Origin of the sequence: Alkanindiges hydrocarboniclasticus, assembly GCF_001982605.1 — a bacterium.
Taxonomy (GTDB): Bacteria; Pseudomonadota; Gammaproteobacteria; order Pseudomonadales; family Moraxellaceae; genus Alkanindiges; species Alkanindiges hydrocarboniclasticus.
Genome location: NZ_MLCN01000016.1, coordinates 60,979 through 76,251, shown reverse-complemented (window position 1 = coordinate 76,251; position 15,273 = coordinate 60,979). Strand labels below are relative to the sequence as shown.

The 15,273-nt window shown below is 48.8% G+C and carries 15 protein-coding genes; 8 read left to right on the top strand and 7 right to left on the bottom strand.

The window, feature by feature from the left end:
• Window positions 1–72 precede the first annotated feature (72 nt).
• The gene (locus BKE30_RS06995; protein ID WP_076877887.1) at window positions 73–639 is read left to right on the top strand and encodes a hypothetical protein; all 567 of its coding nucleotides are present in this window, start codon (window positions 73–75) and stop codon (window positions 637–639) included.
• A 262-nt stretch (window positions 640–901) separates the two neighbouring features.
• Window positions 902–1,465 (top strand): hypothetical protein, encoded by a 564-nt coding sequence (locus BKE30_RS06990; protein WP_076877886.1) that lies wholly within the window; start codon window positions 902–904, stop codon window positions 1,463–1,465.
• 46 nt (window positions 1,466–1,511) lie between these two features.
• On the opposite strand, the gene BKE30_RS06985 is transcribed toward BKE30_RS06990, so the two are convergent.
• From BKE30_RS06985 to glyQ, 3 genes are all read right to left on the bottom strand, one after another.
• On the bottom strand, window positions 1,512–2,396 hold the full coding sequence (locus tag BKE30_RS06985; RefSeq protein WP_076877885.1) for a TIGR01777 family oxidoreductase: 885 nt from the start codon (window positions 2,394–2,396) through the stop codon (window positions 1,512–1,514).
• Between the two features lie 163 nt (window positions 2,397–2,559).
• A complete protein-coding gene (glyS, locus tag BKE30_RS06980; RefSeq protein ID WP_076877884.1) occupies window positions 2,560–4,626 on the bottom strand; it encodes a glycine--tRNA ligase subunit beta in 2,067 nt (688 codons plus the stop codon).
• Window positions 4,626–5,633, bottom strand: coding sequence for a glycine--tRNA ligase subunit alpha (gene glyQ, locus BKE30_RS06975; protein ID WP_076877883.1), 1,008 nt, complete (start codon window positions 5,631–5,633; stop codon window positions 4,626–4,628). Before glyQ ends, glyS begins: the two co-directional genes overlap by 1 nt.
• A 214-nt stretch (window positions 5,634–5,847) precedes the next feature.
• On the opposite strand from glyQ, the gene BKE30_RS06970 reads away from it, so the two are divergent.
• Entirely contained in the window at window positions 5,848–6,267 is a 420-nt protein-coding gene (locus tag BKE30_RS06970; RefSeq protein ID WP_076877882.1) for a hypothetical protein, read from the top strand.
• A gap of 119 nt (window positions 6,268–6,386) precedes the next feature.
• Here the strand turns inward: BKE30_RS06970 and BKE30_RS06965 are convergent, their stop codons facing one another.
• On the bottom strand, window positions 6,387–6,626 hold the full coding sequence (locus tag BKE30_RS06965; protein ID WP_076877881.1) for a PspC domain-containing protein: 240 nt from the start codon (window positions 6,624–6,626) through the stop codon (window positions 6,387–6,389).
• A gap of 387 nt (window positions 6,627–7,013) precedes the next feature.
• Between BKE30_RS06965 and BKE30_RS06960 the strand changes: the two genes are divergently transcribed.
• A complete protein-coding gene (locus BKE30_RS06960; RefSeq protein WP_076877880.1) occupies window positions 7,014–7,694 on the top strand; it encodes a hypothetical protein in 681 nt (226 codons plus the stop codon).
• A 116-nt stretch (window positions 7,695–7,810) separates the two neighbouring features.
• Here the strand turns inward: BKE30_RS06960 and BKE30_RS06955 are convergent, their stop codons facing one another.
• Complete coding sequence (locus tag BKE30_RS06955) at window positions 7,811–9,631, bottom strand: acyl-CoA dehydrogenase C-terminal domain-containing protein (protein ID WP_076877879.1); 1,821 nt, start codon at window positions 9,629–9,631, stop codon at window positions 7,811–7,813.
• Between the two features lie 254 nt (window positions 9,632–9,885).
• Between BKE30_RS06955 and BKE30_RS06950 the strand changes: the two genes are divergently transcribed.
• Window positions 9,886–11,448 carry a hypothetical protein gene (locus BKE30_RS06950; RefSeq protein ID WP_143253673.1) on the top strand — a complete coding sequence of 521 codons (1,563 nt, stop codon included), beginning with the start codon at window positions 9,886–9,888 and terminating at the stop codon, window positions 11,446–11,448.
• 14 nt (window positions 11,449–11,462) lie between these two features.
• Here the strand turns inward: BKE30_RS06950 and aroE are convergent, their stop codons facing one another.
• Complete coding sequence (aroE, locus tag BKE30_RS06945; protein WP_076877877.1) at window positions 11,463–12,263, bottom strand: shikimate dehydrogenase; 801 nt, start codon at window positions 12,261–12,263, stop codon at window positions 11,463–11,465.
• Window positions 12,264–12,497: 234 nt separating this feature from the next.
• On the opposite strand from aroE, the gene BKE30_RS06940 reads away from it, so the two are divergent.
• Window positions 12,498–12,878: a glycine zipper domain-containing protein gene (locus tag BKE30_RS06940; RefSeq protein WP_083698471.1), complete on the top strand. Its 381-nt coding sequence runs from the start codon at window positions 12,498–12,500 to the stop codon at window positions 12,876–12,878.
• Window positions 12,879–13,121: 243 nt separating this feature from the next.
• Here the strand turns inward: BKE30_RS06940 and BKE30_RS06935 are convergent, their stop codons facing one another.
• Window positions 13,122–13,628: a GNAT family N-acetyltransferase gene (locus tag BKE30_RS06935; RefSeq protein ID WP_076877876.1), complete on the bottom strand. Its 507-nt coding sequence runs from the start codon at window positions 13,626–13,628 to the stop codon at window positions 13,122–13,124.
• A 332-nt stretch (window positions 13,629–13,960) separates the two neighbouring features.
• Here BKE30_RS06935 and BKE30_RS06930 point away from each other — a divergent pair, with 332 nt between their 5' ends.
• Together BKE30_RS06930 and BKE30_RS06925 are read left to right on the top strand one after the other, a co-directional pair.
• Window positions 13,961–14,842, top strand: a complete 882-nt coding sequence (locus tag BKE30_RS06930) for an alpha/beta fold hydrolase (RefSeq protein ID WP_076877875.1) — start codon at window positions 13,961–13,963, stop codon at window positions 14,840–14,842.
• Window positions 14,843–14,872: 30 nt separating this feature from the next.
• Window positions 14,873–15,226 carry an HNH endonuclease gene (locus BKE30_RS06925; protein WP_198938051.1) on the top strand — a complete coding sequence of 118 codons (354 nt, stop codon included), beginning with the start codon at window positions 14,873–14,875 and terminating at the stop codon, window positions 15,224–15,226.
• Window positions 15,227–15,273: the final 47 nt, after the last annotated feature.

The following is a 15,273-nucleotide window of genomic DNA, read 5'->3' as shown; positions in this document are numbered from 1 at the left end:
GCAAAATAACCAGCCCGCACAGCAAAACTGCTGAAGGCAAATTGATAAGGCAAACCAATAGGGTACATCATCATGGAACGTGGATTTTACCTGTTAATGGCGCTGGCAATTGGCTATGCGGCATGGGTGCACTGGTTAAGGCCTTCACCACATCTGGATCAATGGACAACAGGCGCGGGTACACAGGTTTCTGCCCAGGGCGTACAGGTAAAAGAACTAGAAGCGTATTCCGGTGAATTCCGCATTTTAAGCCGTGAAGATTACAGTAGTGGCACCGAAGCCCAGTTTTCACCCGTGGATTTTGCGGTAGGCTGGGGCGACATGGCCAAGCCTGAAGTGTATTCCCAGATTGAGATTAGCCAAAGCAACCGCTGGTATCGCTGGCATGTTGATCATGCGCCCCCTATTCCTTTGCGCGACATTGCAACCCACAGTGCCAACATGCATATTATTCCGGCCAACGCTGAAGTGGCCAAAGCACTAGAAAAAGTTAAACCGGATGACATGGTATACCTGCAAGGCGCGCTGGTTGAAATTCAACTGGATAATGGCTGGCACTGGCGTAGCTCACTGTCGCGTGAAGATACTGGTGCTGGCGCTTGTGAGCTAATGCGGGTTGACCAAGTGCGCTGGCTTTAATTTATTGTTCATAAGTTTACAGTGTCTAATGGGTTTTCTAGGCCAGAAAAACACAAATACTCTGACTTAAAAACAGCTTTCACAGCTAAACAGTTTTCGCAAAAAACCAGCAATCAGTTACAGCTTGCGGAGATTCCTGCGCATTTAATGGATTTTCTTACGCTTTAATAGTCACAGTTTCCCCTGAAGTTTATTTCAATAATGCTTGCGTAAGGACAAATCAAACGTGCGTTTCCTACACAGTCTGTTGCCAATATCGTCCATGCAAAACCAGTTTATTCAAATGGGCGGACTTTTTTTACTGCTAACTGGTTTAAGCCTGCCTGCACTGGCGAATCGGCCTGCGGCACAGTTTAATATAGCTCAGGGCTTGCCGCCTGCACAAAACCAGCAGGTGAAAGTGCTGGATCAGTTTGCCGGTAACTTTCGCATTCTGGGGCGCAAGGATTATCACACTGACCGGGAAGCGCAGTTTTCGCCCGTGGATTTTGCTGTGAGTGAAGGCCTGCTGGCCAGCAAGTACTATTATCCGCTCATTGGTGTACGGCAGGATAACCGTTACCTTACATGGAGCATGAGCAAGCTGCCATTACCGCCCAAAAAAGCCATGCAACTGGTATCCAATATTCATATTATTCCGGCCAATCCCAGCGTTGCAGCCGAGCTGAAGCGAGTCAAGCAGGGCGATCTGGTTAAGCTGCGTGGCGATCTGGTGGAAGTGGCGGACCATGGCTGGACATGGCGCAGTTCACTGTCACGCACTGATGTAGGCGATGGTGCGTGCGAATTATTGCGGGTGCAGTCGATTCAGTGGGTAGAAAAGTAAAGTTATGCCTATCTGACAATGTGTTTTTAAATAAGATAATAGACTATTACAGTATTCGGTTTAGTGCCTGAGGCAAGTCCGGCTGCTGGAATTTAAAGCCGGCCTGATTTAAGCGTTCCGGTATAATTCGCTGGCTATCCAGAAACAAATGCGACATTTCGCCAAACACCAGTTTTGCCATAAAGGTTGGCATGGGTAGCCATGCAGGTCGGTGCAGCGCCTGTGCAAAATCCTTGGCAAACTGGGCTTGAGTGACCGGCGTCGGTGCCACCAGATTAACTGGGCCAGACAGAGGATGCTGTATTAAAAATAGTACGGCATTGATCCAGTCCTCACGCGTGATCCAGCTCATCCATTGTTGCCCCGAGCCAATTTTGCCACCAAGACCCAACTGGTAAATAGGCTTTAGGCGTTGAATCATGCCGCCGGACTGATCCAGCACCACGCCAGTGCGCAGCAGGCTAGTAGAAATGCCCAGATCCTGTGCCTGTAACGCGCAGTGTTCCCATTGCTGGCATAGCTCATGGGTAAAGCCAGCTTGTGCCGTACTGCTTTCATTAATAATGTTGTGATCATGCGGGCCATACCAGCCAATGGCTGAACCGGATAAAAACTGCTGCGGCTTAACGGCCAGTTGCTTAAACCAGTTAATTAATGCCTGCGTGGTTTGCAGCCGACTTTGCAATAAATCGGTTTTGCGTTGTTCCGTCCAGCGTTTGTCTGCAATACCCGCACCAGCCAGATTAATGACAATATCAGCATAGCCAATGCTTTCCAGCTTTTTAAGCGTAGTGACAGTAAGCAATGGATGCGATAGGGGAAATTGCTCAGGATGACGGCTGGTGACGGTAATGCTGTGCTGCTCTTGCAGCAGACGCTGGATCAGGGCAGTGCCGAGAAATCCGCTACCGCCCGTAATGAGGATATGCATTGGTGTTCGCCTAAAAATTATTGATATTTGATGATTTTCATAAGGTATACCAGATTGTGAATTTGTCTGGTTAAGTCTATTTGTTATATATTCTGTTCAAACAGCTTTCAATAAAAAAGCGGACATCGTGCCCGCTTATTTTATAAAAAATTAAATTGATAATTTACTGCAACACACTCACATCCGCCACACTAATAAATAGCGCACGTAACTCGGCCAGTAAGCGCAAGCGATTTTGCTTAATGGCAGCATCATCAGCCATCACCATCACGTTATCAAAAAAAGCATCAATCGGTGCGCGCAAGGCGGCCAGTTCAGTCAGGGCAGGGGTGTAATCATGCGATTGCAACAATGGTGTGACCACTGGAGAAATGGCTTGCAGTGCCTGATACAGGTCTTTTTCAGCCTGTTCAGCCAGTAAGCTGGCATCCACATCGCCGCTCACATTGCCTTCCTTCGCCAGAATATTCGCCACACGCTTGTTGGCAGCGGCCAAAGCTTGAGCTTCGGGCAGGGTTTTAAAGTGGCTAACCGCTTTAATGCGATAATCAAAATCCAATGGTGACGCCGGATTCAGCACTTGCACTGCCTGAATGACGTCAACGCTCACGCCCTGATCTTCATACATGGCACGGTAGCGGCCTTCCACAAATTGCAGTGCATCGGCCTGTGCCTTGTGGATATCTTTTAACTTATCCCCATAGCCCTGTGCCGCCAATTCAATCAATTGACTTAAGGAAATTGACAGCTTGTTTTCAATCAGCAGACGCAAAATACCAATGGCAGCACGGCGTAAGCTAAACGGATCTTTGTTACCGGTTGGTGCTTGGCCAATCCCAAAAATACCCACTAGCGTATCCAGACGATCCGCCAGTGCCAGTGCCACACCCGTGCGGGTTTGCGGCAACTTGTCACCGGCAAAGCGTGGCAGGTATTGCTCGGCTATGGCATTGGCCACTTCATCCGACTGGCCTTCAAGGCGGGCATAATAGGTTCCGGCAATGCCTTGCAGCTCCGGAAATTCACCCACCAGTTCAGAGGTCAAATCACATTTGGCTAATAAGCCTGCTTGCTTGGCAGCTGCTTCATCACCATCAGTCAGCTTGGCAATTTCACTGGCTAACTTGGCAATACGCTCGGATTTGTCCCATAGCGTGCCCAGTTGCGCCTGAAATACCATGTTGGCCAGTTTTTGCTGACGGCTGGCCAGTGGTTGCTTTTGGTCTTGCAAAAAGAAAAACTCGGCATCCGACAAACGTGGACGTACCACTTTTTCATTGCCTTCAATAATCTGGCTAGGGTCTTTGGAATCAATGTTGGACACGGTAATAAAGTAAGGCTGCAATTTGCCAGCCGCATCGACCAGACAAAAATATTTCTGGTTGTCCTGCATGGTGGAAATCAGGGCTTCTTGCGGCACGGCCAAAAAGCGCTGCTCAAAACTAGCGCGCAAGGCAACCGGCCATTCCACCAGTGCAGTCACTTCATCCAGCAGGGCAGGCGGGACAATGGGTTGTGCATTCACCTCATCCGCCAGTGTTTTCACCTGTGCAGAAATGGTGGCCTGACGCTCGTCAAAATCGGCAACCACATACGCCGCCCGCAGGCATTCCAGATAATCATTGGCATGTTTTAAGGTAATGGCTTGCGGTGCATGGAAGCGGTGACCAAAGGTCTGGTTGCCTGCTTTAAAGTCCTGCAATGTGGCGTCAATGATTTGATCATCTTTTAGCAACACCACCCACTGTACCGGACGCACAAATTCAGTCCGGCTGGCCGCAGAACGCATGCGCTTGGCAATCGGCAAATTATCCAGTGCGGTTTGCAAAATATTTGGCAATAGGGCATCAAGGCTTTGGCCTTTAATGTCCTTGTAAAAACAGACTTTTTCCATTTTGCCCGCGTTAAAGCGCGACACCTGATCGGCACTAATGCCCTGACCGCGCAAGAAGCCCTCTAAGGCTTTGGTGGGTTTGCCCTCGCTGTCATAAGCAGCCTGTACCGCCGGGCCATCAAAACGCTTTTGGCTATCTGGCTGGGCCGCATCAAGATCAGTAATTTTTAAGGCCAAACGGCGTGGCGCAGCATAGGCATCAATGCCGCTAAAATTTAAGCCAGCACTGGTTAAACCTTTTTCAACTTCGGCTTTTAGCGCATCACGCAGCGTTTTTAGGCTTTTGGGTGGCAGTTCTTCGCAGCCCAGCTCAAATAAGACCGTATGTTTAGACATTATTTGGCTCCTTGCTTTTGTTGCGCAGATTGATCGCCTTTTTGCTGTAGCGCTTCGGCGTCATCCGTTGCTTTCATTTGTGCCAGTACTTCATCGCGCAAATGCGGTGCGGCCATCGGGAAGCCCAGCTTGGCCCGTGCTTTGACATAGCTTTGTGCAATAGCACGCGCAAGGCCGCGCACGCGCAGGATATAACGCTGGCGTTCAGTCACCGAAATGGCCCCACGCGCATCCAGCAGGTTAAAGGTATGCGAGGCTTTGACCACCATTTCATAGGCAGGTAGCGGCAGCTCGGCAGCCATCAGCTTGTTGGATTCTTCTTCATAAAAATCAAACAGCTCAAACAGCTTCGGCACATTGGCGTGTTCAAAGTTATAGGTCGATTGCTCCACTTCATTTTGGTGAAACACATCGCCATAGGTCACGGTACCAAACTGACCTTTGGTCCACACCAGATCGTACACCGAATCTACGCCTTGCAGATACATGGCCAGCCGTTCTAAGCCGTAAGTAATTTCACCCGTGACCGGATAACATTCCACGCCGCCCACTTGCTGGAAGTAGGTAAACTGGGTGACTTCCATGCCATTCAGCCACACTTCCCAGCCCAGACCCCACGCGCCAAGCGTTGGTGATTCCCAGTTGTCTTCCACAAAACGGATGTCGTGGGTGAGGGTATCAATGCCAATGGCTTTTAAGGAGTCCAGATACAACTGCTGGATATTGGCCGGGTTTGGCTTGAGCACCACCTGAAACTGGTAATAATGCTGCAAGCGGTTGGGGTTTTCACCATAACGGCCATCCTTGGGACGGCGCGATGGCTGCACATAGGCGGCGTTCCAGGTTTCCGGCCCAAGTGCGCGCAAAAAGGTCGCGGTATGAAAGGTGCCTGCGCCCATTTCCATATCGTAAGGCTGCAAGACCACGCAACCCTGTTCAGCCCAGTAGTTTTGTAGGGCTAAGATCAAGCCCTGAAAAGTGTCGATGTGCGATATGGCGCGACTCATGTGGCATCCATGTTTTTGAAGTTAGAAAAGGCGATTAGTATAGGGAATTTGCCGGGTTTAGACAAAGGGAAAGTCTGGCTTAAATTAAAAACTTAAAATCAGGATAGACTGATATTTCAGGTAAAAAGTATACAGTTGCTATCTACAAACGCACTATATGCGATGGCTTAGTGCTGGCATAAACTGGCTCAACCATAGACCAGCCATCCAAAATATGAAAATACTTAAAAGCACAATTGTAATTATCACCACGGGACTATTGATAGCCGGATGTCAGCACCTGAGCACCAGAACGCTAAACTTTACAGAACAAAACCCCTCAACGCCCCTAAACTGGATCAGCCAGAACGCAGGCTCTGCTCAGCAGAAACAGGCCTTACTTCAGGTGAATCGGGCACAGCAGCGTATTAAGCAGCTTGATTTTTCCAACAATACACAGTGGTTTGAAATAACCAAGGAAAATCAGGTGGCCAATCACTGCGCCATGACTACAGGAATTACGCTGGATCAGATTAACGCATTAACGGCATTAAATTTCCAGCGCCAGCAGGATATGCAAATTCTGGCACGCTATTCACAAGATTCGCCCCGCATCAAGCTGGATATCAACAGCATCAACTGTCATCTAAGTTAAATGCACCTGTATATTTATCGCTATAAAAAAAGCCCCTGATACATCAGAGGCTTTTTAGGATAACCCACATTCGCTTGGCCGGATTTGAACTGCTTAGTCCTGATCCGGTTAATCTTGAACTAATTAATGGTTCTAAAGTCTTGCGGTTGTGCAGGGGTAATTTGACGCGGTTCCTTCGGCATCAGCAACCATAACACCAGATAGACGATAAGGCCGGGGAATGCTGCACTGAAAATTGAAACAATGACAAAAATCAGGCGTAGCAAGTTTGCATTCCAGCCATAACGTTCAGCAATACCCCCCAGAACTCCGGCAAGCATATTGCGTCGGCGTGAGCGGTAAAGGCCAATCTTGTTCATTGTATCAATGCTCCTTCGCAGTGCGAATGTCGTTAATATAAATTGGCGTAAGCCATTTAAACCGTAAGCAGTATAAATGAGTTACCGTCCAGTATCTAATATATAGGGATATTTTGATTGTTTTAAAGCAAGAAAATGTGTCGGCTTTGTACACAGTGTGAGGAAAAAGCGCAGGAAATGTTAATAGCGTAAGTAGGTGTTTCTAAACTAAGTTTTTGGATAACTCCTGCAAAGAAAAAACACAAGAGAACACTAAACACTGCTCAATTTGAAGCGTTACAAATTATAAGATGGCTCATCCTAGCAGATGAGCTACAGACCCTTTCCAATACCAATAATAGATAAGGTCGTGCCCTCATTATCAATTGATCGAGGTCATAGAGATACATGATTAACAGTGCCCTGATGACACGCAAGGCAATAAGGCTAACCAGCCGGTCAGTACGCAGCCCAGCCCAGCTTGTGTCTGGCAGCATGCTGCTGGCAATCCTATTACTGTCTGGCTGCAATAACAGTATGGACTTGCGTTCGCAGCATAGCGCGCACAATAAAGCGCCTGCTGAGGACAATATGTCTGCGCAGGCCAATATGCACAGTGCGCAGGCTGCTGCGTTATCAGTCACTGAAGCCGCTTCGGCAGCGCGTTATATCAATAATCAGGATGTTATGCAGGCGGCTTTTAGCGAAACTGAGAATGTGACGCCGTTACCTTCCGAGTCTCTGGTGAAGCAGTTTGCCGGGCGCTATACCGGACAGATTCCCTGTACGGTGCAATCAGTGGCGTGTGCTAATGACAAGCTGGACATAACCCTCACCCTGTTACCTGATGGTTCAGCCATTCGTACACTGGTGGCACAGGGCAAGGTTAATGCCATGCTGGACAAGGAAACTGCCAACTGGACGGTATCTGCCAATGGCCAGAATATCATGCTGATTTTGCCTAACCATGAAATCTGGAGCTTCCGGAAAATTGGGAACAACCGCCTGCAATTTCAGCCCCGGGCCAGTGCCATGGTTGAGCCAGCCGATGCGCTGGGCCAGTATTCACTGGTCGCTGCCAACAGCTAATACATAGCCAGTTTATTCATCAGTTGTTAACTTGTGAGGGTTTTAACCCATTAAAAAAGGGCGCCTAAAGCGCCCTTTTTTGCAGGATATAGCTATTGCCTAGCTAAAACCACAGCTTAGTAGTCAAAGCTAAAGTGTTCTGGTGCCAGCTGGGTCAGGGAGCGTGATGGGGACACCAGCGCATCTGCATGACCGGCTGTACGTGGCAGCAGGCGATCAAAGTAGAACTCGGCAACCTGTACCTTGGCCTGATAGAACTCAGGAACTTCAGTACCGCCGTTTTCAATTTTTTCCAGCGCTACCGCAGCCATTTGTGCCCAGAAGTAAGCCATCATGGCATAGCCGGAATACATCAGGTAATCCACAGATGCAGACGATACGATGTCACGGTCTTTACGTGCAGTCAGCATCAGGCGAATGGTCAGGGTGTTCCACTGGGCGCAGATTTTGGTCAGATCCCAGACAAAACGGCGCATTTGCTTGTTGCGGGCATGACGGCTACAGAATTTCAGAATTTCTGCGGTGTAATCACGTACTACCTTGCCTTTGGAAGACAGCAGCACTTTGCGGCCTAACAGGTCAAGCGCCTGAACGCCTGTGGTGCCTTCATACAGGGTAGAGATACGCGCATCACGCACGATCTGTTCCATGCCCCATTCCTTGATGTAACCATGTCCACCAAAGACCTGCATGCCCAGATTGGATGCTTCAAGGCCAAGCTCAGTCAGGAAACCCTTTAAAATCGGGGTGAAAAAGCCCAGTTTGTCGTCCCAGTAGTCATGGCCAGCCTGATCGCCTTTAAGCAGGTTATCAGTCATTTTGTCAGCCAACTGTGCGGCATGATAAATCATGGCACGGCCGCCTTCAGCCACAGCTTTCTGGGTCAGCAGCATGCGGCGCACGTCGGCATGGTGAATAATGGCATCAGCCACTTTTTCCGGGTCTTTCTTGCCAGACAGGGCACGCATGGACATGCGTTCCTTGGCATACGGCAGGGCACCCTGGAAGGACAGTTCGGCATGGGCAACGCCTTCTACCGCAGTACCAATCCGCGCGGTGTTCATGAAGGTAAACATGGCATGCAGGCCTTCGTGCATTTTGCCAATCAGGTAACCAGTGGCACCGTCAAAGTTCAGTACGGCAGTGGCAGACGCCTTGATCCCCATTTTGTGTTCAATGGAACCACAGAATACCGGGTTACGCTCGCCGACCGAACCATCTTCATTGACAAAGAATTTTGGCACGATGAACAGGGAAATACCCTTGGTGCCTTTTGGTGCATCCGGCAGGCGTGCCAGTACGATATGAATAATGTTTTCTGTCAGGTCATGTTCACCGGCAGAAATAAATATCTTGGTGCCAAACAGTTTGTAGGTGCCATCAGCCTGAGGCTCAGCGCGGGTTTTAACCTGACCCAGATCCGTACCACACTGTGGCTCGGTCAGGCACATGGTGCCGCTCCAGGTGCCCAGTGTCAGGTTTGGCATGTAGGTGTTTTTCTGCTCGTCAGTACCAAACTGCAAAATGGTGTTCATGCAGCCAGCGCTTAAGCCGGGATACATGGTAAATGACCAGTTGGCAGTCCCCATCATTTCAGATTTGATGAGGTTTAAGGACATTGGCAGGCCCTGACCACCAAATTCTTCTGGGTAGGACAGACCTTGCCAGCCGCCCTGAACGTACTGTTCGTAAGCTTCTTTATAGCCTTTAGGCGTGGTTACCGTACCATTGTCAAAATGACAGCCTTCGTCATCGCCAGACTGGTACAGGGGTGCCAGCACATTTTCACACAGATCAGCAGCACCTTCCAGAATCATGTCAATGGTGTCGGCATCGGCCAGTTCACCATTGGAAAGAGTCTTAAAGTGGGCTGGATAATCCAGCACGTCATTCATTAAGAAACGGACATCACGCAGGGGAGCTTTATAAGTAGGCATGGGACAATCCTGACAAAAATGATCAATAGACGGATTTAAGATGATTGATTATGTAGGTTGCATTAAGAAAAAGCATTGATACTTAACCTGCAACTTACTGTCATTAGGGCAAATCAGGTTTATTTAAGCCAGCCCCGGATTTTTTGCTTATCAACCGGGATTTGTCGGCTATAGTTCGCCAGTGCAAATTTTAATGACTTTTAAATTTCAATCTTAAAGCAATGAAAACCCAACATCATACACTGGAGCATGGCATGAACAACAAAACAATCCGGGGATTTAACAGTACAGGCCTTATTACGGCCAGTATCATGGCTGGCGGGGCAACTTTGTTTACAGGCTGTAGCAGTATGCCCAGCAAGACTGGCCAACCACCACAACAGGCCGTGGTTGCTGGTTACCAGCAGTTGTATAGCACGCCCAGTTACCAGTTTAGTGGCCAGTTTAAAATTAACCAGCTTGGTTTTAACCGTGACCCCAAAATATTGCAGGCGGGGGCTGAACTGGAAAAACAAAAAAAGGCCAAGGAAAAGCAGCAGCTTATTCAACGCTATATTGATGAGCTAACGGCAGATGCCCAGTCTGAAAGCGCAGACGATGATAACGCATCCGATAATATTTCCTTGACGCCTGCCCGGCAGGAGCAAATCCGCAAGCAGGCCGAGCAGGAAGTGAATGAACTGCTGGAAGATGAAACCGATGCGGCTGCGGTCGCTGCCCGGGATGCTATGGCGATAGAACAGGAAGATACACCAACACTGGCGGAAGAAGATGAGCCTGAGACTGCAACCAGTCAGCTTCGCAACCTGAAAAAAGACAAGCTGATTGAAGACCTGATGTATACCTATGCCAAGCGCTACCGCATGAATTATCAGGGCACCATGGATTTACGACATGGCCGGATTGCCTTTAGTCCGGAAATACGTTACGAGGCCAGCAACATGGCGGGTTATGTGCGTGTTCCACTGGTGCTGGATTTGCGTCAGGCGCATTTATATGCTGACCTGTCAGCGCTGTCACCGTGGCTGGTACAAGTACAACATGATGGCAAATACAGCCGTTTTGATTTGTCGTCTTATAAGGACAAGGTAGACTTTAAGCAATTGTTTGAAGTGCTCAAGCAAACCACGCAGGCCACCTATCAGTTGCCAAAAGCCCAGCAGTTTACAGAAATGGCCTTAACTGCACAGGAGCGCAAGCAGGGTGCTGTACGCAAGGTAGCGTTTAGCCAGCCAGTTGCCCATCGTATTGCAGATGTGGCCACATTTTTATCGCTTAACCAGAATAGCCTCAAGCAGATGGTAAAAAGTAAAGCAACAAAGGCTGATCAGCCTGATACCCAGCAACCGGTACAACTGATCAGTGTAGATGCAGCCCGCCAGCTCATGGCGCAAAATCCGGAGACCTACCAGCATATTTTGCAAATGGTTGAAGAAAAAATAGACCCGGCCTCAACATTAAAGCAGGTCATTTTGCTGGATGGCAAGGGACGGGTCATTGAATCTGGCGCGCTATATAATCTGGTGTTTAAGCCCAGCAGCTCAGGCCAGTTAAACATGCAACTGAGCCATCAAATCAATTTTGCCAATTACGGGCAGGCAGAAGTGGCCTTTAAACCTAATGCCAACAACTGGATTGATGCTAAAACCAACATGCAGGACACCCTGTTTGGCAGTCTGATCAGTATTTTTAGCAAAAAATCACTGGATACAGATGCCATGCTCAAAAGCTTTGGCGAAGACGATTCTACAGAACAACATTCAGCAGAAGATGATTCGGCAAAAGACGATTCAGCAAAAGCTATGGGCACTGAATAAGGTGAAACCGGCCATCAGGATTGCAGTGACAGAAAGTCAGCTAACGCCGGTTTAACCCCGTTCCAGATGGAAAATGCTTCAATGGCCTGACCGACCAGCATGCTAAAGCCATCGCTGGTCGGCACACCGCGCTGGGCTGCCTGCGCCAGAAAGCTGGACGGCTTGCCATAAGCCATCTCATAGGCCTGTTGAAATTGCAGTTCTGGCGGTAGCAGTAATGCCTCACCGGATAAACTGGCCGAAGTGGCATTAATCACTAAATCATACTGGCCTGACAACTGATCCAGTCCAATGGCAGACAATGCGCTACCATTAATAAATGGCTGCACATCATCAATAAGTTGTTGGGCGCGGCTTAGGGTGCGGTTGGCAACTACAATGCCACGTGCACCCGCCTGTGCCAGTGGCAGCATCACGCCACGGGTTGCGCCGCCTGCACCCAGAATCAGAATTTTTGCCTGATCCAGATTCCAGCCCAGTGCATTGAGCGCATCAACCAGACCCTGTCCATCAGTGTTATCACCATATAGTTTGCCATCCTGTTGCCATAGGGTATTCACCGCGCGTGCCACCTGTGCGCGGGGTGTTAATACCTCACACAATTGATAGGCCTGTTCCTTAAACGGCACGGTTACATTGAGACCAGCACCGCCACTGGCAAAAAACGCATGAATATTGGCCGCAAAACCATCCAGTGGCGCCAACCGCTTACAGTAGTGCAGGTCAATACCTGTTGCCTTGGCAAAGGCCTGATGAAGCTCAGGCGAGCGCGAATGTTCAATGGGATTACCCACCACGGCAAATTGTCTGGTCATAAAAATTCAGGTCAAGCAATAAATATGTTGCTGAGTATCATAAAAGCAAGCGCTGTCAAAAAGAACCATAGCGTGTTGAAATTATGGATAAATCGTGCATTTACCAAATATACAAAACTCTATTAATTTGCTTTATAACGCACTACTTAAAAATAAAAAACTTTGGAGTAGCCTACGCTGACAACACAAAATTTAGTTTATTGGCGTGTGCAAGACAACACGCAGGAGTAAAACATGACTATTAATTTCAAAATGACCAAAGCATTGCTGGCAAGTTCAACACTGGCGGGTGCATTATTGATGGGTGCCTGTACTACAGCCACGCCAAGCCAGAACCGGGTTGCTGCGGCGGCTGCCGCTGGTGCCGCTGGTGCCGCTGTAGGGCAAAAAGCCGGTGGGCGTACTGGTAGTGCCATTGGTGCTGCCGCAGGCACAGGTTTAGGGACCAATGCCACTGGTTCCAGCACTCAAACCAGCGTGGCTGGTGCAATTGGTAGTGCAGTTGGTGCTATCGTTGGTGAGCGTCATGGCGGTGCCAGTGGTGCAGCCGTGGGTGCTGCGGTAGGTGGTGCAGCTGGTGCTGCGGCCAGTGAATACCAGCAAAATCGCCGTTAATTCGGTAACAGGCTTTAGAGCACTATTGCACTAAAGCCTACAATAAAAGCCTGTGACTATTAGTTAGCGCAGGCTTTTTTGTTTTGACACGGTTGCTGAGTCTGCAATTTGACAAGTTCACTAACCATCATAGGAGGGTTCCTAAGCCTAACCATCACGGGACGGTTCCTGAGCTTGTCGAAGGACGCTTAACTGCGTACTACACTGTGAACTTGGTTTGCAGATTTCTACAATACAATGTTATCAAGCTTTTAAAACCTGCTGCATCAGGCAGGCACTCTGTCCAAAACTGGCAACTTTGTGCTGCAAATTTAAGATAGCCGGGTCAATGATTTCAAAACCATGCTTTTGCCAGTAAATGCTGGAATCCTGCACGGCAATCAGGCTTAAGGTTGTAAAACCCAGTTGTCGTGCTTGTATCTGTACACGTTGTATCAGCTGGCGTCCGGCCCCACTGGCGCGGTAATCCGGATGAACAGCCAGATCATGTAAATACAGCATGGTGGCATCCGGCGCGAGATAGAACTCAGTAGCATTAAGCTGTGGAAAAGTGTCTGGACTAACCGGCAGGCTAATTAAATAAGCAACCACCTGCTGATCCACGCAAGCCAGCCAGCAGGTATGGGCTGCCTGTTGCAGTTTACTGGCAAATGCAGCCTCATTTTCCAGAAATTCAGGACTATAACAGGAGGCCTGAATGACAGAAATGGATGACAAATCATTAAGGGTGGCAGTGCGTACAGTCAGCATAAAAATAACAGAAACAATTTAAAGATTATGGAAAAGCCGCTTAATATGCGATGGTTTTTCTGAAAATCCGGGTAAGCATTATTTAAATTGAACAGGTGAATGCATGCACCAGATACAGAAAATCGCTAGATTCACTATAGTATGATGGTTTTTTGCCAAACCTGAAAAAATTAATATTAATCCAAATTGATGCGATAGCTTGGCATTTAAACCCACGAATTGGCCTGTTTTGACAACATAAAGCTGTTATTTTTTGCTAGGGTAGGCCTGTTTTACGGTGAACTGTTGTTTATTCTAAATTTATTGGGTTAAAAGTTTAATTCGAGGTCATTATGTCATCTCAGCGCCACTGGATTGAAGCAGCAAACGGCATTCGCCTGTTTGCCACAAGTTGGGGCAATCCGGACAATACGCCACTTGTGCTGGTTCATGGTTATCCAGACAGCCATACCGTGTGGGAATCCATTGCAACGCAACTGGCTGACCAGTTTTATGTGATTGCCTATGATGTGCGCGGCGCAGGCAAGTCCAGCATTCCCAAGCATACCCGTGATTACCGCATTGAACTGCTGGCACAGGATCTGGTGGCGGTGGCCAATGAGTTGTTGCCCAATCGCCAGTTTCATTTGGCCGCCCATGACTGGGGCTCCATTCAAAGCTGGGAATCGGTGACCACGCCTGCCTTGCAGGGACGGATTTTGTCATATACCACGCTGTCTGGCCCCTCACTGGATCATGCGGCATTGACCTTGCGCAAGCAGTTTAAAAGCATGCCACTGCAAACCTTAAAGCAGTTGGGAAAATCCTGGTACATTGCCGGTTTTCACCTACCGCTACTGGCGCCACTAAGCTGGCGTTTGTATCTAGGCAAGAAATGGCACCGGGTGGTTGACCAACTGGAACGCAAGCCGGGCCTGCCGGAAAATCCGACCCAAACCTCGGATGGTATTTATGGCATTAATCTGTACCGTGCCAATTTTATTGAGCGGCTGAGCCAGCCGCGCGTACGCATTGCGCATTGTCCGGTGCAGGTGATTATTCTGGAAAAAGATGCGTTTGTGTCTGAAGCCTATATGCAATACCTGCCAGAATGGGTGAGTGACCTGACCATGCAACGCCTAAATGCCAATCACTGGGCAATTTTAAGCAAGCCGGATGTAATGGCAAGTTATATTCGCGAGTTTGCGCTGGCTCACCCCAAACTATCTGTGTAAATACCATTCAGGATAACTAGGAAAAAGTGATTGATGGATCGGGTGATGCATGAGCAGGAAATTGCGGCCAGTTCAGCAGCCTGTGAGCTGTGCGGGCGAACCCAGTTGCCGCTTACCCGCCATCACCTGATTCCGCAGTCGCGTCACAATAAAGCCCGTACCAAGCGGCAATTTGATAAACAGGCCATGAAAACTGAAATTGCCTGCCTTTGCCGCGCCTGCCATTCACAGGTGCATGCAGTACTCAGCAATCAGGAGCTGGCGCAAAATTACCATACGGTTGAGGACTTACGCCGTCAGCCGGAAATTGCCCGTTTTGCCGCATGGATTGCCAATAAGCCACCCGGCCTCAAAGTGACTGTACGTTCGCATAAAGACAAGTAAGCCCAAGCTGGATGGACTAATTTTTAACCATATTCAAGCTGTTTTTC

What these genes read in the sequence shown, in the direction of transcription:
- BKE30_RS06995 (WP_076877887.1), top strand. Translation starts at nt 73, where the DNA reads ATGGAACGTGGATTTTACCTGTTAATGGCGCTGGCAATTGGCTATGCG.
- BKE30_RS06990 (WP_076877886.1), top strand. Translation starts at nt 902, where the DNA reads ATGCAAAACCAGTTTATTCAAATGGGCGGACTTTTTTTACTGCTAACT.
- BKE30_RS06985 (WP_076877885.1), bottom strand. Translation starts at nt 2,396, where the DNA reads ATGCATATCCTCATTACGGGCGGTAGCGGATTTCTCGGCACTGCCCTG.
- glyS (WP_076877884.1), bottom strand. Translation starts at nt 4,626, where the DNA reads ATGTCTAAACATACGGTCTTATTTGAGCTGGGCTGCGAAGAACTGCCA.
- glyQ (WP_076877883.1), bottom strand. Translation starts at nt 5,633, where the DNA reads ATGAGTCGCGCCATATCGCACATCGACACTTTTCAGGGCTTGATCTTA.
- BKE30_RS06970 (WP_076877882.1), top strand. Translation starts at nt 5,848, where the DNA reads ATGAAAATACTTAAAAGCACAATTGTAATTATCACCACGGGACTATTG.
- BKE30_RS06965 (WP_076877881.1), bottom strand. Translation starts at nt 6,626, where the DNA reads ATGAACAAGATTGGCCTTTACCGCTCACGCCGACGCAATATGCTTGCC.
- BKE30_RS06960 (WP_076877880.1), top strand. Translation starts at nt 7,014, where the DNA reads ATGATTAACAGTGCCCTGATGACACGCAAGGCAATAAGGCTAACCAGC.
- BKE30_RS06955 (WP_076877879.1), bottom strand. Translation starts at nt 9,631, where the DNA reads ATGCCTACTTATAAAGCTCCCCTGCGTGATGTCCGTTTCTTAATGAAT.
- BKE30_RS06950 (WP_143253673.1), top strand. Translation starts at nt 9,886, where the DNA reads ATGAACAACAAAACAATCCGGGGATTTAACAGTACAGGCCTTATTACG.
- aroE (WP_076877877.1), bottom strand. Translation starts at nt 12,263, where the DNA reads ATGACCAGACAATTTGCCGTGGTGGGTAATCCCATTGAACATTCGCGC.
- BKE30_RS06940 (WP_083698471.1), top strand. Translation starts at nt 12,498, where the DNA reads ATGACTATTAATTTCAAAATGACCAAAGCATTGCTGGCAAGTTCAACA.
- BKE30_RS06935 (WP_076877876.1), bottom strand. Translation starts at nt 13,628, where the DNA reads ATGCTGACTGTACGCACTGCCACCCTTAATGATTTGTCATCCATTTCT.
- BKE30_RS06930 (WP_076877875.1), top strand. Translation starts at nt 13,961, where the DNA reads ATGTCATCTCAGCGCCACTGGATTGAAGCAGCAAACGGCATTCGCCTG.